Source organism: Micromonospora sp. B9E7 (genome assembly GCF_039871815.1).
Lineage (GTDB): Bacteria > Actinomycetota > Actinomycetes > Mycobacteriales > Micromonosporaceae > Micromonospora.
Window position 1 is genome coordinate 78786 of record NZ_JBDPLX010000025.1, and the last position, 20195, is coordinate 98980.

Genomic DNA, 20195 nt, shown 5'->3' on the forward strand with positions numbered 1-20195 from the left:
ACACCGGTCACGTCACTCGTCCGTGGGCACCTTCTCGGTCGGGACGCCCACGTGCAGGCGCACCTGCGGCACCAGCATGTCGTCGACGTCGAGCGCCCGGGCCGCGCCGTCGGGCTCCCACCCGGTGCTGGTGAGGAACTTGCGGGTCGCCTCGTCACCGTCGAACGCCCAGGCCACCGCCCGACTCAGCCCGTCCTCCCGCCACAGGTCGACGGTGGCGGCGAGCAGCCGGCTGCCGTGCCCCCGGCGACCCCACCGCGGCTCGACCAGCAGGTCGGTCACGGCGGCCACGTCCGGGCCGAGCGCGTCGGCCGGCTCACCCGGGGCCAGGGCCTCGCCGTCGGCCGGGCCGGAAGCGGCGAACCCCACCAGATACGATTGCTCGGCCTGTTCGACGGCGACCAGCACCCGGTGCGCTGCGGAGGGCGGCTCCAGCACCGCAGCGCTCCACCGCCGGGCGAGGAACGCCTCGTCCAGGTTGTCGAGCACGTGCCGAGGCAGGATCCGGCGGTACGCGACCCGCCAGGTCGCGAGCTGGATGCGTGCGATCTCGCCGGCGTCCTCGGGACGCGCCGGGCGGACGTACCCGAGAGCCATGGGACGGAAGCCTACGCAGGGCGAGGGAGGCGATGGTGGCGCAGGGTGCCAACAGGACGACCGCGCAGGTCGTCGGGGTGGTGGTGCTCGCCGTGGCGGTCGCCGCGTTCCTCGCCGTCGCGGCCGTACGACACGGCTTCTTCGACCTGAAGGTCTACTACGGCGCGCTGACGTGGTGGGTGCACGACGGCGGGGAGATCTACGACTACCTCAAGCCGGGCACCCAGTACGGCTTCACCTACCCGCCGTTCGCCGCCCTGGTCATGCTGCCGATGGCGTACCTGCCGTGGACGGCGGCGATCGTGGTGAGCGTGCTCGCCAGCGTGGTCACCACCACCGTGCTGATCTGGTGGCTGGTCGACCCGATCGCCCGCCGCGCCGGCTGGACCCGGTGGTTCGCGCTCGCCGTGGCGCTCTGCCTGGCCGCCGCGTTCGAACCGATGCGCGAGACGGTCAACTTCGGCCAGGTCAACACGTTGCTGCTCTTCCTGGTGGCGGTGGACCTGCTGCGCCTGCTGCCGACCGGCAACCGGTGGGCCGGGGTGGGCGTCGGGCTCGCCACCGCGATCAAACTGACCCCGGGTGTCTTCATCGTCTACCTGCTGGTGACCGGTCGCTGGCGGGCGGCACTGACCGCCTCCGGCACCGCCGCCGGGGTGTCGCTGCTGGCCGGTGCGCTCTTCCCGGACGCGTCCCGGGAGTTCTGGACCGAGGCGCTGTGGAACACCGGTCGGGTGGGCGAGTTGGCCTTCGTCTCCAACCAGTCGCTGCGCGGGGTCGTCGCCCGGCTCGACCCGCAGCACCCGAGCACCCTGCTCTGGCTGCTGCTGGTGCTCGGCACCCTGGCGCTCTGGGCCTGGCGGTCGCGGTCGGCCGTCGCGGCCGGCGACGAGGCGACCGGCCTGGCGCTGACCGGTGCGGTGATGTGCCTGGTCAGCCCGGTTACCTGGGTGCACCACCTGGTCTGGCTGCTGCCCGCGCTGATCCTGCTGGTCGACAACGCGATGGCCGCGCCGGCCGGCCGCCGACGGCGGATCCTGCTGGCCGCCGCGACCATCGGGTACGCGTTGCTGATCAGCCGGACCGTCTGGTTCTGGGAGAAGGACTTCACCGGGTTGGACGGCTTCCTGGGCAGCAACGCCTACGTGTGGATCAGTCTGGCGCTGCTGGCCTTCCTGCCGATCCGCCGCTGGCTGACCCCGGACGGGTCAGCTGTCGAGACGTCCGGCGTACCGCAGCTCGACCAGCCCGACCGGCGGGCTCCCGCCGGCCAGCGGCACCTGGTAGGTCGAGCGCTCACCGTCCGGTGACAGACCGGCGCGCTCGCAGAACCGGCGGGCCCGCCGGTTGTCCGCCAGCACCCACGCCCGGTAGCCGCTCCAGCCCTGCTCGGCGAGCCCGGCCCGGGCGGCGGCCAGCAGGGTGGCGGCGGTCCCGTCACCCCAGCACCCCGGCTCCACGTAGATCGCCACCACCTCGCCGACCGTCGGGTCCAGGTCGTCCCGGTCCTGGTTGCGGCGGTACGGCCCGAAGGTGGTGAAGCCGACGACCAGTCCGTCCACCTCGCCGAGCAGGGTGGTGAACGGGTGCTCGGGGTCGGCGGTGCCGACGTCGCGACGGCGTTGCGCCCAAGCCGCCACGTTCAGCCGCCGAAGCACCTCGTCCGGCATGAAGCCGGCGTAGCCCGCCTGCCAGCCGTGCACGTGCACCCGGGCGACCGCCTCGGCGTCGTCCGGCTCCTCCCGACGGATGGTCAGCATTGCACCGTTCTATGCCCCGTTGGCCGTCACGTCCAGCTTCCCGCACCGGCGTCGTACCGATGAATTATCGTCGCCGACGATGACCGCACCGGAATCACTCTCGCTTGCCCAGGCCCGCCGCGTGGCGCTCGCCGCCCAGGGCTTCGCCGACACCGCGCCAACCGGCGTGCCGACGCGCCGGCATCTGCGCCGGGTGCTGGACCGGGTCGGGTTGATCCAGATGGACTCGGTCAACGTGCTGCAACGCGCGCACTACCTGCCGCTCTACAGCCGGCTCGGGCCCTACCCGATCAGGTTGCTCGACCAGGCCGCCTACCGCCGCCCGCGCGAGTTGTTCGAATACTGGGGTCATGAGGCGTCGCTGGTGCCGGTCGAGCTGCACCCGATGTTGCGCTGGCGGATGGCCCGGGCGCACAGCGAATCCTGGGGCGGCATGCGGCGGATCGCCCAGGAGCAGCCGGAGCTGGTCGCCTGGGTACGCGACGAGGTGGCCGCCCGGGGTCCGCTGACGGCTGCCGAGATCGAACACGACGCACCACGGGAGACCGGCAACTGGGGGTGGAACTGGTCGGCGGTGAAGCGGGCGTTGGAGTTCCTCTTCTGGGCCGGCGAGGTGGCCGCCGCGGAGCGCAGCACCTCCTTCGCCCGCCGCTACGACCTGCCCGAGCGGGTGCTGCCCGCGGCGGTGCTGGCCGCGTCCACCCCGACCGACGCCGAGGCGTACCGCACGCTGGTCGCCCTCGCCGCGCGGTCGCTCGGGGTGGCCGCCGAGCCGGAGCTGCGCGACTACTTCCGCCTACCACTGGCCGGTGCCCGGCAGGCCGTCGCGGAGCTGGCCGAAGCCGGTGAGCTGGTGCCGGTCACCGTGGCGGGCTGGCGGCAGCCGGCCTGGCTGCACGCGTCCGCCCGCCTGCCCCGGTGGATCCGGGGCAACACGCTGGTCAGCCCGTTCGACCCGCTGATCTGGGAACGTGCCCGCACCGAGCGGCTCTTCGACTTCACCTACCGGATCGAGATCTACGTCCCGGCGCCGCAGCGGGTCTACGGCTACTACGTGCTGCCGTTTCTGCAGGGCGACCGCTTCACCGCCCGGGTCGACCTGAAGGCCGACCGCAAGGCGGGGGTGCTGCTGGTGCCGGCCGCCTGGGTCGAGCCCGGCGTCGACGCGGGGGAGACCGCTGTGGCGCTCGCCGCCGAGTTGTACCGGCTCGCCGGCTGGCTCGGCCTGGACGCGGTGGCCCCGCCCGTGGCCGGCGACCTGGCCGGCCCGCTCACCGCCGCACTGGCCGGCGTGTCCGGTGTACCGTGAGCGCGTGACGAGCCCTTCCGGACCGGCCCACGAGCCGCAGCCCGCCCCCGGGGCCGTGCACACGGTGCCGGCCGACATCACCGACGCGGGTCCGGCCGGCGCGCGTCCGGTGAGCGTGGCTTCGGCCGACGCGGGTCCGGTGAGCGTGGCTTCGGCCGACGCGGGTCCGGTCGGTTGGCCGACGCCCCCGCCGGGTGGCTACCCGGCCCCCGAGCCGGACCGCCTCACCCGGTTCGTGCTGCGGCTCTACGAGCGTTCGCCGCGTTGGGCGGTGCCGCTGGCCGCGGTCGGCTGTGTCGGCATCGGCATGGGCTACGCGTTGCTCAGCAATCCGACCCACGCCGCCCCGGACGCCGCACCCACCTGCCTGCTCAAGTTGACCACCGGGCTGGACTGCCCGGGCTGCGGGGGCACCCGCGCCCTCTGGTACGTGCTGCACGCCGACCTGCCAGCCGCCGCCCGGCACCATTTCCTGTTCGTCTTCGCGCTGCCGTTCCTGGCGTACCTCTTCGTGGCCTGGGCGGGAAACCAGGCTTTCGGGTGGCGACTGCCCGAGCTGCGAATCAGCTCGAAGGTCATCGGCGGGTTCCTGGGCGCGTGGCTGGCCTTCTCGGTGCTGCGCAACCTGCCGTGGGCACCGTTCACCTCGCTCTACGTCTGAGAGCCCTCTGCCCGACGCGCTGCTCCGCACATGCGGCGCTCGGCCGGCATGTGCTGTCCGGGGTCCTTTGGAGCTGATCCGTTTACGACATCGCGTGCCTCCTCCGCCGACTGCTGCCGGGGAATCGCCCCCTGCTCGATGATCTCGACGGACTCGAAGTGCCGGGTAGGCGACTCCGGTGGCGATGGCGGCGTCCACCAGCACCTCGGGCTGCTCGGTCCTTGCTGGGATCGTGCTCGGGTTGCTCGGGTGGTGCTCGGGTCCGTTCGGGTCGCGTTCGGGTCGCGTCACGGTGCGCCGAGGGCTCGGCCGTAGCTGCCGACAGCCCTCCGACGCCTGACAGCCCATGATCGACTCGGTACTCAGGAAACCGGGCCATCCGCCCGCCCCGGATACCCCGACTCCCAAGAACCCGAGTCGATCACCGGGCGACCGCTGCACACCTGCCCCCTCGGCGTACGACGGCCGGCGCACCTTGCTCCAAGATCGTGCTTGATCCTGGATGTAGTGGTGTTGCGCGTGCCGGATGCCACTACATCCAGGATGTTGCGCGATCTTGCGGACGGAGGTGGCTGGCGGGTCGCTTTGACGTTTGGTCGTTGGGTGGCGCTCGGGGCTTCGCTCGTCGGCATGGGTGGCCCATCCGCGACCGGATCTGGTTCGACGGCTGGCGACGCGTCACGCTGGACCACAGGGTTGGCGACGCGTCACGCTGGACCACAGGGCCTGATGTCGTAAACGATTCAGCTCCAAAGGACGCCGATGGAACCGTCCGCCCCGGCCTCGACGACGATGCCCGGCCCCGGCCCCGGCCCCGGCCCCGGACGCCGGACGCCGGACGCCGGACGCCGGACGCCGGGGCCCCGGACTGGGGCGCGTTGTCGCCAGCACCGGTGCCTGAGTGATCGACATTGCACGGGGCGCGCCTGAGTTGGGGCGGGAGGGGCCGCGCCACTACAGTCCCAGGAATGCCGGAGATGGTGCAGCCCCAGGTCAAGTTGATCGCGTGGACCCAGTTCGCGGCCCCGGACGACGTGCCGTGGTCGACCGACGCGGAGGGTGGTCAGGCGCTCGCCGAATTCGCCGGACGGGCCTGCTACCAGTCCTGGAAGAAGCCGAACCCGGCGACCGCCACCAACGCCGGCTACCTGGCGCACATCCTGGAGGTCGGGCACCTGTCGGTGCTGGAGCACGGGTCGGTCACCTTCTACTTCACCGGGGTGTCCCGCTCGTTCACCCATGAGCTGATCCGGCACCGGCACTTCTCGTACTCCCAGCTCTCCCAGCGTTACGTTCCCGAGCGCGACGCGGCCATGGTCGAGCCGGCGGTCATCGCCGACGACCCGGAGCTGCACAAGAAGTTCGTGGAGGCCGCCGAGGCGAGCGTGCGGGCGTACACCGAGTTGTTGGAGGGTCTGGAACAGCGCTTCTCCGACGAGCCGAACCCGACGCTGCGCCGCAAGCAGGCCCGGCAGGCGGCTCGGGCGGTGCTGCCCAACGCCACCGAGACGCGGATCGTGGTGACCGGTAACTACCGGGCGTGGCGGCACTTCGTCGCGATGCGGGCCACCGAGCACGCCGATGTGGAGATCCGTGAGCTGGCCGTGGAGTGCCTGCGCCAGTTGCAGGGTGTCGCCCCCAACGTGTTCGCCGACTTCGTGATCTCCACGCTGCCGGACGGCACCGAGGTGGCGGCCAGCCCGCACGAGGCGTCCTGAGCCCTTCCCCGGCGGGCCCCGGCTGGTCGTCCGCTAGGTTGGAGGGTATGACGCACGACCACCTCGACGCCGCGGCCCGACCGGTGTCCCGCCCCTTCGGCCGGCTGCTCACAGCCATGGTGAGCCCGTTCACACCCGACGGCTCACTCGACCTCGACGGTGCCGCCCGGCTGGCGAGCCATCTGGTCGATGAGCAGGGCAACGACGCGCTGGTGGTCAACGGCACCACCGGCGAGTCGCCGACCACCACCGACGCGGAGAAGGAACACCTGATCCGGGCCGTGGTGGAGGCCGTCGGCGACCGTGCCAAGGTGGTCGCCGGGGTCGGCACCAACGACACCCGGCACACCATCGAGCTGGCCGCCAGTGCCGAGAAGGCGGGCGCACACGGCCTGCTCGTGGTCACCCCCTACTACAACAAGCCGCCGCAGAGCGGGTTGCTGCGGCACTTCACCGCGGTGGCCGACGCCACCGGTCTGCCGGTGATGCTGTACGACATCCCGCACCGCTCCGGTGTGCCGATCGAGACCGAGACGCTGGTCCGGCTCGCCGAGCACGGCCGGATCGTCGCGGTCAAGGACGCCAAGGGCGACCTGACCGCCACCAGCTGGGTGACCAGCCGGACCGCCCTCGCCTTCTACAGCGGCGAGGACGCCCTCGCCCTGCCGGCGCTGGCCGTCGGTTCGGTGGGCCTGGTCGGCACCTCCACGCACTTCACCGGGGCGCTGACCGCACAGATGATCGACGCGTACGACGCGGGGGACATGCCGACCGCGCTGGCGCTGCACCGGCGGCTGCTGCCGCTGTTCACCGGCATCTTCCGCACCCAGGGCACGATTCTGGTGAAGGCGGGCCTGGCATCGCGGGGCCTGCCGGCCGGCCCGGTGCGACCCCCGCTGGTGGACGCCACCAACGACGAGATCGCCCAGCTGCGCGCGGACTTCGCGGCAGCGGGCCTGGAGCTGCCCGAATGACCAAACGACACGATGGACGCCGAGTGACGGCGTCGCAGATTGAGGTGGACGCGTGACCGAGGCGCACATCGAGGCGGAGCTACCCCCGCCGCTGCCGGAAGGTGGCCTGCGGATCATCCCGCTCGGCGGGCTCGGCGCCATCGGTCGGAACATGACCGTCTTCGAGTACGACGGCAAGTTGCTGATCGTCGACTGCGGGGTCCTGTTCCCCGACGTCGAGCAGCCGGGTGTGGACCTGATCCTGCCCGACTTCGGCCCGATCCTGGACCGGCTGGCCGACGTCCAGGCGATCGTGCTGACGCACGGCCACGAGGACCACATCGGCGCGGTGCCCTACCTGCTCGCCCACAAGCCCGACATCCCGCTGGTCGGGTCCCAGTTCACCCTCGCCCTGGTCGAGGCGAAGTTGGCCGAGCGGCGCATCCAGCCGTACACGCTGACCGTGCGGGAGGGTGGTCGTGAGCGGCTCGGCCCGTTCGAGTGCGAGTTCTTCGCGGTCAACCACTCGATCCCGGACGCCCTCGCCGTGGCCATCCGTACGCCCGCCGGCCTGGTCCTGCACACCGGCGACTTCAAGATGGACCAGCTTCCGCTGGACGGCCGGATCACCGACCTGGCCGGCTTCGCCCGGCTCGGCGCCGAAGGTGTGGACCTGCTGCTGTCCGACTCCACCAACGCGGAGATCCCCGGGTTCGTCACCCCGGAACGGGAGATCGGGCCGGTGCTCGACTCGATCTTCGCGAAGGCAAAGGGCCGGATCATCGTGGCCTCGTTCGCCTCGCACGTGCACCGGGTGCAGCAGGTCTTCGACTCCGCCGCCGAACACGGCCGCAAGGTCGCGCTGATCGGCCGGTCGATGGTCCGCAACATGGGCATCGCCCGGGACCTCGGTCTGCTCAACATCCCGGCCGGCCTGGTCATCGGGATCGAGGAGGCGACCACGCTGCCGCCGGACCAGATCGTGCTGATGTCCACCGGTTCGCAGGGTGAGCCGATGAGCGCGCTGGGCCGGATGGCCAGTGGCGACCACCGGCACATCACCATCGCCCCCGGTGACACCGTGGTGCTGGCGTCCTCGCTGGTGCCCGGCAACGAGACCTCGGTCTACCGGGTGATCAACCGGCTCGCCCGGGCCGGTGCGGTGGTCGTGCACAAGGACGTGGCGAAGGTGCACGTCTCCGGGCACGCCCCCGCCGGGGAGTTGCTCTACCTGCTCAACGTGGTCCGGCCCAGCAACCTGATGCCCGTCCACGGCGAGTGGCGTCACCTGCGGGCCCACGCCCGGCTCGGCATCGAGTCCGGGGTCGCCGCCGACCGGGTGGTGATCTGCGAGGACGGCGACGTGGTCGACCTCGTCGAGGGTCGGGCCAGTCTGGTCGGGCACGTGAAGAGCCGGTACGTCTACGTCGACGGCCTCGCCGTCGGCGACGTCAGCGAGTCGCTGCTCACCGAACGGCGGATCCTCGGTGACGGCGGCTTCATCGCCACCACAGTGGTCGTCGACTCGGTCACCGGCAAGGTCGTCGCCGGTCCGACGCTGTCCGCGAAGGGCTTCTCCGAGGACCCGGAGGCGTTCAACCCGGTGATCCCGCTGGTCACCGAGGCGCTCAACCGGGCCGCGGCGGACGGCATCACCGACCCGCACCAGCTTCAGCAGATCGTCCGCCGGACGGTGGGCCGGTGGGTCAACGACGCGTACCGTCGTCGCCCGATGATCGTGCCGACCGTGGTCGAGGTCTGACAGGTGTGAGCGGGCCGGCCGCCGACATCCCCCGTGGACGTCGGTGACCGGCCCGGACTCTGTTGCGGGCACTCCGACTCAGGGAAGCGCCGCGACGGCTTCGGCGTAGGCGACGCCGGTGGCGATGGCGGCGTCCACCAGCACCGTGAGCTGCGCCGGGGCGACCCCGTGAGTCAGGTCGGTGGCTACGTCGCCGGCCAGCACCAACTCCTCACCGAGGTCGTGCGCGTACGCCTTGGGCAGTAGCCGGTCGTGGTTCCAGGCGTTGCAGAAGGCGTACGCCTCGGCACGGCGGGTCGCCGGCAGCCGGCGGGCGGCCATGGATCGGGCGTGTAGCACCTCGCCGCGTTCGCCGGCCCGCCGGAACTGGATCACCACGGAACCCCACCGGCCGACCACCGTGTCGCCCTCCTCCACCAGGTACTGGTCGCCGCGCCCGTCCAGTACCGCAGTGATCATGTCGAGAGTCAGCGCCATCAGCTCGCCCGCCCGGGCCTCCTCGTCGGACCCGTCGGTGTCGGGCTCGTCGTACCCGCCCAACTCGTCGTCGGCGGGCAGCGGGACCGGTGCCGCGAGCGGGCGTTCGGCGAGCCAGGCGGCCATCCGGCCGGAGTGGTGGCCGGTGCCGTTGCGGGCGTCGAAGCTGCCGGCCAGTTCGCTGGCCACCCCGACCAGCAGCGTGCCGAGTGTGGACACGTCCGGCTCGGTGACGGGTCGCTCGCCGTACGCCGGGCGTGGCAGGGTCCGTCGGCCCAGGCCAGCCTCCTCGGCCAGCGCGCAGAGCAGTGCGCCGGCGGCGGCGAACTCCATCGCGGCGAGGTCGTCGGTGGGCCGGTCCAACCGGGGTAGCTGGTCGGTCAGGATGGTCAGCCCGCGTTCCAGGTGCCCGCCGAGCGCACAGAACCGCAGGTGCGCGGCGAGGTGTGGGAACGCCGCACGTTCGCGCCGGTGCCGGCGGTACGCCCGCACGTGTGCCGCGGCGGCCCGCTCCGGCTCGCCCCCGCGCAGGGCGGGTAGCAGACCGGCGACCAGGTCCCGCTCGGGTTGGTCGGTGCAGGCTGCCGGATCACCGTCGGAGTCCCGTAGCTCGTCGAGCGCGGCTCGCCACTCGCCCCAGCCGGTCAGCAGCTCCGCGCGTCGGGCCGAGGCGCAGCCCGGGCAGCCGCCGGCCGGGCCGGGCCGTCTGCCGGACCACCGCTCGTACCAGTGGCGGGCGGTGGGCTCGTCGCCCAGGTGGTCGGCGATCCGGCAGTGCAGCTCCGCGACGGTCGGCGTGTCCGGACCGTCCAGGCCGACCCGGTGGGCCAGGTCGTGCAGCAGGGACCGGGTCTGGTCCAGCCCGACCCGGGGGGTGCCGAGCAGTGCCTCCACCGCGTACCGCTGGTAGCGCAGCAGCAGCCCGGTCTCGACGTCGGTGAGCAGCCCGGGCCGGTGATCGGCGGCGGCCCGGCAGCGACGGACCGGCTCGACCAGGCGCCACCGCTCCCCGTCGAGCAGGTACGCCTCGATCAGCGCGAACCGTGCGTCCACCCCGGAACGGACGTCTCCGGCAGCGTCGGCGCGCTCGGCGAGCCGTTCCAGGGCCACCTGCCGGGCCGGACCGTCGGGCAGGTCCCGGGCGTCGGTGAGCGCGGCCTGCAACGCCGGTAGACGACCCGCCGCGAAGCGGTCACCAGCGCCGGTGGGCGGCATGCCGGTGCGGCTGCCGGTGAACTCGTCCCGGCCGGTCACGACGGCACCGCACCGGGCAGTCGGCGGACCGCCACGGCGAGCTGGCAGCCGGTGATGATGCCACAGTCGAGCAGTTGGTCGAGCTGGTGCGGAGTCACCCCACCTTCCAGGTCGGTGATCACCTCGCCGTATACGCGGGCCCGACCGTCGTCGTCGACGTGCGTGAACGCCTTGGGCCAGAGCCGGTCGTGGTTCCACGAGTTGCAGAAGGCGTACAGGGCGGGCACCTGCTCGATTCCGAAGGTGGTGGTGACCATGGTGCGGACCTGGAGAAGCTCCCCGTCGCCGCCGAGGAGGAGGAACCAGATCAGGTTGTCGTCGAAACGGCCCACCAACTCGCCGTCGGCGCTCAGGCCGACGGACCGGCCGCGGGCGGCGAGCACCGCGGCGACCAGTTCGCCGCTCAGTGGACGCAGCGCACCTGGGTGCCCGGCCAGCGGATCGTCCGGATCGCTCGCGATTTCCGGCGACGCCATGGGGCATCCCTTCTGAGGCAGATATCACGACCGGCGGTGGGGTTCGTGTTGCGACGCGCGGACACGACCCGGAAAAGCGGGGATCTGCCCGGCCCCACCGTTACCGTGACTCTATGGCGGGCCGTACCTCTCAGGCGAGCCGGCGACGCGGCGCGTCGCCGCGCGGTGGCACCAACAGTCGTGCCCGTCAACCGGCGAAGAAGACCCGGGCGCCGGTCCGACGTCGGACCACGCCGGCCCGACCCGGCCCGGCCGTCTACGTCGGCCGTGCGGTCGGTGCACTGTGGATGGGTCTGGCGCACGGCATGGGTTGGGCGGTGCGGGCCGCCGGTCGGCAGGCCGCCTCGGCCCGTGACCTCGACCCGGAGCACCGCCGGGACGGCGCCGGGCTGCTGCTGTTCGGGCTCGCCCTGCTCTCGGCCGTGGCGCTCTGGTTCTCCGGAGCGGGCCCGGTGGGCGCGCGACTGGCCGACTCGATCCGGCTGTTCCTGGGCGCGATCTCGGTGGTCGTGCCGGTGCTGCTGATGATCGGGGCGTGGCGGCTGATGCGTCAGCCGGCCGACCCGGAGCACCGGGGTCGCGGCCTGATCGGGTGGGGCTCGCTGCTGGTGTCGACAGCCGCGCTGCTCCAGATCGGGCAGGACCCGGTGAACACCGTGCAGCGTGACTACGCCGGGGGCCTGGTCGGCGCCGGCGTGGGCGGGTTGCTGGAACGGGCGGTCACCGCCTGGGTGGCCGTACCCCTGCTGGTCCTGCTGTTGCTCTTCGGTCTGCTCGTGGTCACCGCGACGCCGATCAACAAGATTCCCGAGCGGCTGGGTCTGCTCGCCGGCGGGCTGGTCGCACCCCCGGAGGCCGCCGAGGAGGCCGACGAGCCGGCGGCGCGGCCGGCGCGCAAGCGGCCGGCGAAGCGGATGCCTCCGCCCCTCGACCCGGACGACTTCGAGGACCTGGACGGCGCGGACCTCCAGGAGACCATGGTGCTGCCGCGCAAGCCGTCGGCGAAGGTGCCGGCGAGCCGCAAGCCGCCGGTCGAGCCGCCGGAGCACTCGCCCGCCCCGACCCGGGCCGAGCAACTCGCGTTGACCGGGTTGGCCGGGGACTACACCCTCCCGCCGGCCAACATGCTCAGCACCGGGGCTGCCGCGAAGACCCGGAGCAAGGCCAACGACGAGGTGATCGCCGCGCTGACCGGCGTGTTCGACCAGTTCGATGTGGACGCCGCCGTTACCGGCTTCACCCGCGGCCCCACCGTGACCCGTTACGAGGTGGAGTTGGGCCACGGCGTCAAGGTCGAACGCATCACGCAACTGTCCCGCAACATCGCGTACGCGGTGAAGTCGCCGGACGTGCGGATCCTCAGCCCGATCCCGGGCAAGAGCGCGGTCGGCGTGGAGATCCCGAACACCGACCCGGAGAACGTCGCCCTCGGTGACGTGCTGCGTTCAAGGGCGGCGACCAGCGACCACCACCCGATGGTGGTGGCGCTCGGCAAGGACATCGAGGGCGGCTACGTGGTTGCCAACCTCGCGAAGATGCCGCACATCCTCATCGCCGGCGCCACCGGCGCGGGCAAGTCGAGCTGCCTCAATACTTTGTTGGTGTCCGTCCTCACCCGGGCCACCCCGGACGAGGTCCGGCTGCTGCTGATCGACCCGAAGCGGGTCGAGATGACCGGCTACGAGGGCATCCCGCACCTGGTCACCCCGATCGTGACGAACGCCAAGAAGGCGGCCGACTCGCTGGACTGGGTGGTCCGCGAGATGGACATGCGCTACGACGACCTCGCCGCCAACGGGGTCCGGCACATCGACGACTTCAACCGCAAGGTCCGCAACGGCGAGATCAAGGCCCCGCCGGGCAGCGAACGGGAGATGCGCCCGTACCCGTACCTGCTGGTGATCGTGGACGAGTTGGCCGACCTGATGATGGTCGCGCCGCGCGACGTGGAGGACTCGGTCGTCCGGATCACCCAGCTGGCCCGGGCCGCCGGCATCCACCTGGTGCTGGCCACCCAGCGCCCCTCGGTCGACGTGGTGACCGGTCTGATCAAGGCGAACGTGCCGTCCCGGCTGGCGTTCGCCACCTCCTCGCTCGCGGACTCCCGGGTCATCCTCGACCAGCCGGGCGCGGAGAAGCTGCTCGGCCGGGGCGACGGCCTCTTCCTGCCGATGGGGGCCTCCAAGCCGGTCCGCATCCAGGGCGCCTGGGTCACCGAGCGCGAGATCGCCGACGTGGTGAAGTTCTGCAAGGACCAGCGCGAGCCGGAGTTCCGCAAGGACGTGCTGGCCCCGGCGCAGGAGAGCAAGAAGAAGATCGACGAGGACATCGGCGACGACCTGGACCTGCTGGTGCAGGCGGTGGAGCTGGTGGTCACCTCGCAGTTCGGCTCGACCTCGATGCTGCAGCGCAAGCTGCGGGTCGGTTTCGCGAAGGCGGGCCGTCTGATGGACCTGATGGAGACCCGTGGCGTGGTCGGGCCGTCCGAGGGGTCGAAGGCACGCGACGTGCTGGTCAAGCCGGACGAGCTGGACGAGGTCCTTGCCGGCCTGCGCGGCGACGTGGACTGACCGACAACCGACCCCGGACACGCGACGGGCCCGCCGGTATCCGGCGGGCCCGTGTCGGAGCGTGGTCAGTTGTTGATCAGGGCCCCGATGATCACCAGGCTGATGATCGCGGCGACGACGCTGGCCGCGGCCGCGTACCAGCCCAGCGGCTTGTCACCGAGCACCGCGCCGACGACGCCCGCGATGACGCCGAGCACGCCGAAGATGATCGGGTTGAGCAGCAGGGCCAGGACCGCGAAGACGAAGCCCACGATGGTGAGGATGCGGGCGGCGTTGCTGCGGGGACGGGCGGTGCTCGGCATGTCGGCCATGTCTTCCTCCGGGTGAGAGCCTGTCGTGACGAATCGATCACTACCCACTGTGGGGATTTGTCACGCCTGCTTCCTCAGTGGAAGACCTTCAGGCCGACCACGCCCGCGATCACGAGCAGCAGGCAGAGGATCCGGGGCAGGCTCGCCGACTCGCCGAGCGCCAGCATTCCGATCAGGGCGGTGCCGACCGCGCCGATGCCGACCCAGACCGCGTAGCCGGTGCCGACCGGGATCTCCCGGAGCGCGTACGCCAGCCCGGCCATGCTCAGGACCAGGGTCACCACGAAGATCGCGGACGGGACCAACCGGCTGAAGCCGGCGCTGCGGTCCAGGGCGATCGCCCAGGCCGTCTCCAGCAGTCCCGAGATCACGAGTACGAGCCAGGCCATCGTTCACCTCACGGTAGGCGCCCGGGGCTGCCGCGCCGGGACGAGTCGAGTCTGCATCTCACGCGGGGCGTCTTGGCCTGACCGGGTACGCCCACCACTCGTCCGGAGCGGCCACGAGCATCCCGGGCCACCGCTGCCGACGCTAGCACCGGCGTCCGGGGGCGGGCGGTGACAACCGCCACCACCCGTTGACCTGTACCTGACTTCAACTTGCAGGATGGCGACCATGACCCTGCTCTACGCCGACCCCGAGGTTGCCGCCGTGCTGGACGCCGCCACCACGGTCGACGCCATGCGCGCCGCCGTCCTGGCCGCGTACGAGGGACGCCTGATCGCCCCGCCTCGGATCGCCGCCCCGCTCGACGGCGGGCGGATGGTGCTCACCGCCGGGCACCTGGTCGGCGAGTGGTACGGCTTCCGCTCGTACGACACCTTCGGCCACCCGGAGGGCGAGCAGTTGGTGGTGCTGCACGACGCCCGTACCGGCGCGGTCCGGGCGGTCGCGGTCGGCGAGGAGTTGGGCTCCCGTCGTACCGGAGGGTTGGGGGGTCTCGCGGTCGACGCGCTGGCCCGCCGGGACGCGGAGAGCCTCGGGGTGATCGGCTCCGGCCGGCAGGCCTGGACGCAGGTGTGGGCCGCCGCCGCGGTACGCCCGTTGCGGGAGGTGGTCGTGCACAGCCGCTCCGCCGCCCGGCGAGACGCCTTCGCCGCCCGGGTCCGCGCCGAGCTGGATGTGCCGGCCCGCGCGGTGCCCACCCCGGAATCGGCCGTGTCCGGGCGGGACGTGGTGGTGCTCGCGACCACCAGCCCGACCCCGGTGCTCCGCGCCGCCGACATCAGCCCGGGCACGCACGTCAACGCGGTCGGCTTCAAGCAGCTCGACCGCAGCGAGTTCGGCACCGACCTGCTGGACGCCGCCGATCTGCTGGTCACCGACTCGCCGACCCAGGCGGCGAACTATCAGCCGCCGATGCTCGCGGCCACACCCCCGTACGCCGGGCGGTTGTGTGATCTGGGCGGCATCCTGGCCGGCGCGGCCCCCGGCCGGACCACCGCGGACCAGGTCTCCGTCTTCTGCTCCACCGGCCTGGCCGGGACCGAGGTCTTCCTGCTCGACGCGCTGACCCGGGTGGGTGCGGCGGCGCGCTGACCGGTCCGCCGCGACAGCTGGCGGCGCGCGGGCCCGCCCCGGCCGACCCGGCACACCGGGGCGGACTGAGGGTCCTTCCACGTCCCCGGCCGCCCGCGTGCGCGGGCTACCCCGGCTGGCCCGGTACCCTCGGATGGTGTCTGCCACCGCTCCTTCTCCTTCCGACCACGCCGAGGGCCGCCGCGTCGCCCTGCTGACCCTCGGCTGTGCCCGCAACGAGGTCGACTCGGAGGAGCTGGCCGCCCGGCTGCACGCCGACGGCTGGCAGGTGAGCACCGACGGCGAGGGCGCCGACGTGGTGGTCGTCAACACCTGCGGCTTCGTGGAGAAGGCCAAGCAGGATTCCATCCAGACCCTGCTCGCCGCCGCCGGGACCGGCGCCAAGGTGGTCGCGGCCGGCTGCATGGCCGAGCGGTACGGCCGGGAGCTCGCAGACAGCCTGCCCGAGGCCCAGGCGGTGTTGAGCTTCGACGACTACCCGGACATCGCCGCCCGGCTGAACGCGGTGGTCGCCGGCGAGCAGGTCACCGCGCACACTCCCCGGGACCGGCGTGAGCTGCTGCCATTGACTCCGGTGAAGCGGCGTGACAGCGCGGTGTCGCTGCCTGGGCACGGCACCGTGACCCGCACCACCGTCGACACCGACGAGCACACCCCGGCGCACCTGCGGCAGGTGCTGCGCCGCCGGCTGGACACCGGCCCGGTGGCCTCGCTGAAGCTCGCCAGCGGCTGCGACCGGCGTTGCGCGTTCTGTGCCATCCCCGCCTTCCGTGGCGCGTTCGTCTCGCGTACGCCGGACGAGCTGCTCGCCGAGGCGGAGTGGCTGGCCAAGACCGGCGTACGCGAGCTGGTGCTGGTGAGCGAGAACTCCACCTCGTACGGCAAGGACCTGGGCGACCCCCGTGCGCTGGAGAAGCTGCTGCCGCAGCTCGCCGCGGTGAGCGGCATCGTCCGGGTGCGGGCGAGCTACCTCCAGCCGGCCGAGACCCGGCCCGGGCTGGTCGAGGCGATCGCCAACACCCCGGGTGTGGCCGCGTACTTCGACCTGTCGTTCCAGCACTCCAGCGAGCCGGTGTTGCGTCGGATGCGGCGTTTCGGCTCCACCGACCGGTTCCTGGAGCTGCTGGCGGGTGCGCGTGCGCTGGCTCCGGACGCGGGCGCCCGGAGCAACTTCATCGTCGGGTTCCCCGGCGAGACCCGCGCCGACGTCGACGAGCTGGTCCGGTTCCTGACCGAGGCCCGACTCGACGCGATCGGCATGTTCGACTACAGCGACGAGGACGGCACCGAGGCCGCCGGGCTGCCCGGCAAGGTCTCCGCCGCGACGATCAAACGGCGTTACGACCGGCTCAGCGCGCTCGCCGACGAGTTGTGCTCGCAGCGGGCCGAGGACCGACTCGGCTCGACCGTCGAGGTGCTCGTCGACTCGATCGCGGACGGCGTGGTGGAGGGCCGGGCGGCGCACCAGGCGCCGGAGGTCGACGGCTCGACCACCCTGGTCGCTCCGGCCGAGGGCGGGGTCGACCTGGCCGCGCTGCGCCCGGGTGACCTGGTACGCGCAACGGTGACCGGCACCGAAGGGGTGGACCTGCTCGCCGTGCCGGATGAGATGATCTCGGCGGCGCCCGGCGCGGCACGGTGACGGCGGGTCCGAGCGGAGCGGGGGAGCCACGTGGTGCGGTGCCGGGAACGCCGCGGCAGCCCGAGCGGAGCGCGGCGGTGACCGGGGCGACGGAGTCGACGCCGGGCCGGGCGGTCGCGGCAGTGGTGCCCGTCCTCAACGCGGCCAACGCGCTGACCGCCCTGCGGCTGGTGCTCGTGCCGGTCTTCGCCGCCTCGGTGATCGTGTCCGGGATGACGCACGCCGGTTGGCGGATCGCGGCCTGCCTGATCTTCGCGGTGGCCTCGGCGACGGACCTGGTGGACGGCTGGATCGCCCGCCGCTTCGGGCTGGTGACCTCGGTCGGCAAGGTGGCCGACCCGATCGCCGACAAGGCGCTCACCGGCGCGGCCCTGGTGCTGCTCTCCTGGTACGACCAACTGCCCTGGTGGGTGACCGCGCTGATCCTGGTCCGTGAGCTGGGCATCACCGGGCTGCGGTTCTGGGTGATCCGGGACGGCGTGATCGCCGCCAGCCGGGGCGGCAAGGTCAAGACCGCGCTCCAGATCCTCGCCATCGCGTGGTACCTCTGGCCGATGCCGGCCGCCCTCGCCGCCGTCGGCCCGTGGATCATGGCTGCCGCCGTCCTGGTCACGGTCGCCACCGGCTTCGACTACATAGCCCAAGCCCTCCGCCTCCGCCGCCCCCGCTAAACCCCCACCCCCCACCCCACCCGCGTTGATCATGAGATTGTCGCCATCCGGGTCGGCGTGTCGCGAGGGCAACCTCATGATCGACGCGATCGGGCCGGCAGGGTTGGGGGTCGGTCGGTGGGGAAGGATTGGTGCGTGGGAACGGACGAGTCGACGCAGCGTGAAGTGGGTTTCGGACGGCCGGCGGTCGGTGTCTCGGATGACGCCGTGGCGGGCAGCGCGGCGGCGGCGGTGGTGCACCGGCTGGCGCAGCGACGCGAGACCCTGGCCACTGTCGAATCGCTCACCGGCGGCCTGCTGGCCGCCTCGATCGTCGACGTCGCCGGGGTGAGCGCGATCTACCGGGGCGGCCTCGTGGTCTACGCCACCGACTTGAAGGACACCCTGGCCGGCGTGCCCGCCGACCTGCTGTCCGAGCGCGGACCGGTGGACCCCGACGTGGCGGCGGCGCTGGCCGAGGGTGGCCGGGAGCGCTGCGGCGCGGACTGGGGGGTGGCCACCACCGGCGTCGCGGGCCCGGAACCGCAGGACGGCAAACCCGTCGGCCTGGTCTACGTCGCGGTCGCCGGGGCGAACGGCGCCAAGGTCCGCCAACTCGACCTTGACGGCGGGCGGGAACACGTCCGCGCGACGGCGGTGATCGAGGCCCTACGGCTGCTCGCCGAGCGGATCTACGACGCCGACTCCCGGGAAACCGCCCCCGGCGCCCCGGCCGGCAACCCCGACACCCCAGAAGATGTCCGCCCGCCAGACACCTCTGGCACCCCGGACGGGACCACCCGGGGCAGGGCGGGGACGGCTGGCGCCGCCCACCGGTGAGCCCTGCGTCGACGAACCGACGGGCGGGGCGGGATGTCGCCCGGGCTCGCAACGGGTACGGTTGCGGGAAGGCTCCGACGTTCGGGGTCGGCGCGGCCCCGCCGCGACCGGCTGCCAGCGGCGAGCGCGAGGTATCCCTCAGGGGGAGGTGCGATGATCCTGCTACGCCGGGTGATCGGTGACGCACTGCGAGCGCGCCGTCAGGGGCAGCAGCGCACGCTGCGTGAGGTCTCCACCGCCGCCAACGTCAGCCTCGGCTACCTTTCCGAGATCGAGCGGGGGCACAAGGAGCCGTCCAGCGAGCTGCTCGCCGCGATCTGCGACGCCCTTGGCGCCCGCCTGTCCGAGCTGCTGCGTGAGGTGAGCGACACCGTGGCGCTCGCCGAGCAGATGCCTGACGTGCTCGTCTCGATGCAGGAGGAGCCGGCCGACGCCGCAGCGGTGCCCAAGAGCACCAGCCGGGGCGTTCGCCAGGTCACCTCCGACGGCAAGGTCGCCGTGTCGGTCCGTCAGGATTCGCCGCTCAGGGCCACCTTGCGCAGCGCGCGTGTGCGTCCGACCGAGCGCGACCGGGACGTGGTCTGCGCCGCCTGAGCCCGTCCTCTCGTTGGGCGTGGGCGGGCTGGCCCCGGCCGCGTAGGGTGGCCGGCAGGAGCTGCGGTGTTGTCGACCCCCGGTAAGGGTGCCTTCGCTGGCGTTCGACTGGGACGATGGAGACCGGCCGGTCGTGGTCGGCCCGTCCGACCCGACCGTGGTGGAGCGACGCGACTGAGGGGATACCGCGGAGATGGCGAACCCGTTCGTCAAGGGTTGGAACTACCTGATGGCGCTCTTCGGTGCGAAGATCGACGAGCACGCCGACCCCAAGGTGCAGATCCAGCAGGCCATCGAGGATGCCCAGCGGCAGCACCAGGCGCTGGTCCAGCAGGCCGCCGCGGTGATCGGCAACCAGCGTCAGCTGGAGATGAAGCTCTCCCGGCAGATGTCCGAGGTCGAGCGGTTGCAGGGCAACGCCCGACAGGCACTGGTGCTGTCCGACCAGGCCCGGGCCAAGGGTGACGAGGCCGAGGCGGCGCGGTTCGAGCAGTCGGCGCAGACCCTGGCCACCCAGTTGGTCTCCGCCGAGCAGGCCACCGAGGACCTGAAGACCCTGCACGACCAGGCGTTGGGTGCCGCAGCCCAGGCCCGGCGTGCGGTCGAGAACAACTCGATGATCCTCCAGCAGAAGCTCGCCGAGCGCACCAAGCTGCTCAGCCAGCTGGAGCAGGCCAAGATGCAGGAGTCGGTGGCCCGCTCACTGGAGTCGATGTCGTCGCTGACCGCGCCCACCAACACCCCGTCGTTGGACGAGGTGCGCGACCGCATCGAGCGGCGGTACGCCAACGCGATGGGTCGCGCCGAGCTGGCCGGCAACTCCGTCGAGGGTCGGATGTTGGAGATCCAGAAGGCCACGATCGACTCGGCGGGTTCCGCCCGACTGGAGCAGATCCGGTCGAGCATGGCGGGGGAGCAGCTGGGCGGCGCGTCGCAGCGACCGGGCGTGCCGCAGGCCGAGAAGGCCGGCCCGGCGAGCGACCCGACGGCTGCTGCCCGACTGGACGAGCTGCGCGCCAGCATGGCTCGCGAGCGGGGCACCGGCGACCCGACCGCCGCCGGCTGAACGAGCGGACCGAGGG

18 protein-coding genes, 1 pseudogene and 1 riboswitch are annotated in these 20195 nt (G+C 72.4%); of the genes and pseudogenes, 13 read left to right on the forward strand and 6 right to left on the reverse strand.

Going from position 1 to position 20195, the window contains the following annotated elements:
• Positions 1–12: 12 nt before the first annotated feature.
• Complete coding sequence (locus ABGB10_RS28955) at positions 13–597, reverse strand: GNAT family N-acetyltransferase (RefSeq protein WP_347664163.1); 585 nt, start codon at positions 595–597, stop codon at positions 13–15.
• Between the two features lie 35 nt (positions 598–632).
• Here ABGB10_RS28955 and ABGB10_RS28960 point away from each other — a divergent pair, with 35 nt between their 5' ends.
• Complete coding sequence (locus ABGB10_RS28960) at positions 633–1907, forward strand: glycosyltransferase family 87 protein (RefSeq protein WP_347664164.1); 1275 nt, start codon at positions 633–635, stop codon at positions 1905–1907.
• Here ABGB10_RS28960 and ABGB10_RS28965 read toward each other — a convergent pair.
• Positions 1806–2357, reverse strand: coding sequence for a GNAT family N-acetyltransferase (locus ABGB10_RS28965; protein ID WP_347664165.1), 552 nt, complete (start codon positions 2355–2357; stop codon positions 1806–1808). The genes ABGB10_RS28960 and ABGB10_RS28965 overlap by 102 nt on opposite strands.
• A gap of 79 nt (positions 2358–2436) precedes the next feature.
• Here ABGB10_RS28965 and ABGB10_RS28970 point away from each other — a divergent pair, with 79 nt between their 5' ends.
• The 5 genes from ABGB10_RS28970 to ABGB10_RS28990 all read left to right on the forward strand — a co-directional run bounded on the left by ABGB10_RS28970 (position 2437) and on the right by ABGB10_RS28990 (position 8760).
• Positions 2437–3666: a crosslink repair DNA glycosylase YcaQ family protein gene (locus ABGB10_RS28970; RefSeq protein ID WP_347664166.1), complete on the forward strand. Its 1230-nt coding sequence runs from the start codon at positions 2437–2439 to the stop codon at positions 3664–3666.
• Between the two features lie 139 nt (positions 3667–3805).
• A complete protein-coding gene (locus ABGB10_RS28975) occupies positions 3806–4327 on the forward strand; it encodes a DUF2752 domain-containing protein (protein ID WP_347664184.1) in 522 nt (173 codons plus the stop codon).
• A gap of 977 nt (positions 4328–5304) precedes the next feature.
• Positions 5305–6045 (forward strand): FAD-dependent thymidylate synthase, encoded by a 741-nt coding sequence (gene thyX, locus ABGB10_RS28980; protein WP_347664185.1) that lies wholly within the window; start codon positions 5305–5307, stop codon positions 6043–6045.
• A 47-nt stretch (positions 6046–6092) separates the two neighbouring features.
• Complete coding sequence (gene dapA, locus ABGB10_RS28985; RefSeq protein ID WP_347664167.1) at positions 6093–7019, forward strand: 4-hydroxy-tetrahydrodipicolinate synthase; 927 nt, start codon at positions 6093–6095, stop codon at positions 7017–7019.
• A gap of 52 nt (positions 7020–7071) precedes the next feature.
• Entirely contained in the window at positions 7072–8760 is a 1689-nt protein-coding gene (locus ABGB10_RS28990; protein WP_278138005.1) for a ribonuclease J, read from the forward strand.
• A gap of 78 nt (positions 8761–8838) precedes the next feature.
• Here ABGB10_RS28990 and ABGB10_RS28995 read toward each other — a convergent pair whose 3' ends face one another.
• Together ABGB10_RS28995 and ABGB10_RS29000 are read right to left on the reverse strand one after the other, a co-directional pair.
• The gene (locus ABGB10_RS28995) at positions 8839–10452 is read right to left on the reverse strand and encodes a YbjN domain-containing protein (protein WP_347664186.1); all 1614 of its coding nucleotides are present in this window, start codon (positions 10450–10452) and stop codon (positions 8839–8841) included.
• 35 nt (positions 10453–10487) lie between these two features.
• Positions 10488–10967, reverse strand: a complete 480-nt coding sequence (locus ABGB10_RS29000; RefSeq protein ID WP_347664168.1) for a YbjN domain-containing protein — start codon at positions 10965–10967, stop codon at positions 10488–10490.
• Between the two features lie 113 nt (positions 10968–11080).
• Between ABGB10_RS29000 and ABGB10_RS29005 the strand changes: the two genes are divergently transcribed.
• A complete protein-coding gene (locus ABGB10_RS29005; RefSeq protein ID WP_347664169.1) occupies positions 11081–13537 on the forward strand; it encodes a DNA translocase FtsK in 2457 nt (818 codons plus the stop codon).
• A 65-nt stretch (positions 13538–13602) separates the two neighbouring features.
• Here ABGB10_RS29005 and ABGB10_RS29010 read toward each other — a convergent pair whose 3' ends face one another.
• A complete protein-coding gene (locus ABGB10_RS29010) occupies positions 13603–13848 on the reverse strand; it encodes a hypothetical protein (RefSeq protein ID WP_238659633.1) in 246 nt (81 codons plus the stop codon).
• Positions 13849–13922: 74 nt separating this feature from the next.
• Positions 13923–14237 carry an SMR family transporter gene (locus ABGB10_RS29015; RefSeq protein WP_347664170.1) on the reverse strand — a complete coding sequence of 105 codons (315 nt, stop codon included), beginning with the start codon at positions 14235–14237 and terminating at the stop codon, positions 13923–13925.
• A 61-nt stretch (positions 14238–14298) separates the two neighbouring features.
• Positions 14299–14371: riboswitch (guanidine-III (ykkC-III) riboswitch) on the reverse strand.
• A 92-nt stretch (positions 14372–14463) separates the two neighbouring features.
• On the opposite strand from ABGB10_RS29015, the gene ABGB10_RS29020 reads away from it, so the two are divergent.
• From ABGB10_RS29020 to ABGB10_RS29045, 6 genes and pseudogenes are all read left to right on the forward strand, one after another.
• Positions 14464–15387 carry an ornithine cyclodeaminase family protein gene (locus ABGB10_RS29020; RefSeq protein ID WP_347664187.1) on the forward strand — a complete coding sequence of 308 codons (924 nt, stop codon included), beginning with the start codon at positions 14464–14466 and terminating at the stop codon, positions 15385–15387.
• Between the two features lie 133 nt (positions 15388–15520).
• On the forward strand, positions 15521–17029 hold the full coding sequence (gene rimO / locus ABGB10_RS29025) for a 30S ribosomal protein S12 methylthiotransferase RimO (protein ID WP_347664171.1): 1509 nt from the start codon (positions 15521–15523) through the stop codon (positions 17027–17029).
• Positions 17030–17106: 77 nt separating this feature from the next.
• Entirely contained in the window at positions 17107–17700 is a 594-nt protein-coding gene (gene pgsA, locus ABGB10_RS29030; protein WP_347664172.1) for a CDP-diacylglycerol--glycerol-3-phosphate 3-phosphatidyltransferase, read from the forward strand.
• Positions 17701–17907: 207 nt separating this feature from the next.
• Positions 17908–18372: pseudogene (locus tag ABGB10_RS29035) on the forward strand (CinA family protein); the annotation flags it as partial.
• 300 nt (positions 18373–18672) lie between these two features.
• Positions 18673–19113 carry a helix-turn-helix transcriptional regulator gene (locus ABGB10_RS29040; RefSeq protein WP_347664173.1) on the forward strand — a complete coding sequence of 147 codons (441 nt, stop codon included), beginning with the start codon at positions 18673–18675 and terminating at the stop codon, positions 19111–19113.
• 193 nt (positions 19114–19306) lie between these two features.
• Positions 19307–20179: a PspA/IM30 family protein gene (locus ABGB10_RS29045; RefSeq protein ID WP_347664174.1), complete on the forward strand. Its 873-nt coding sequence runs from the start codon at positions 19307–19309 to the stop codon at positions 20177–20179.
• The last annotated feature ends 16 nt before the right edge of the window (positions 20180–20195 follow it).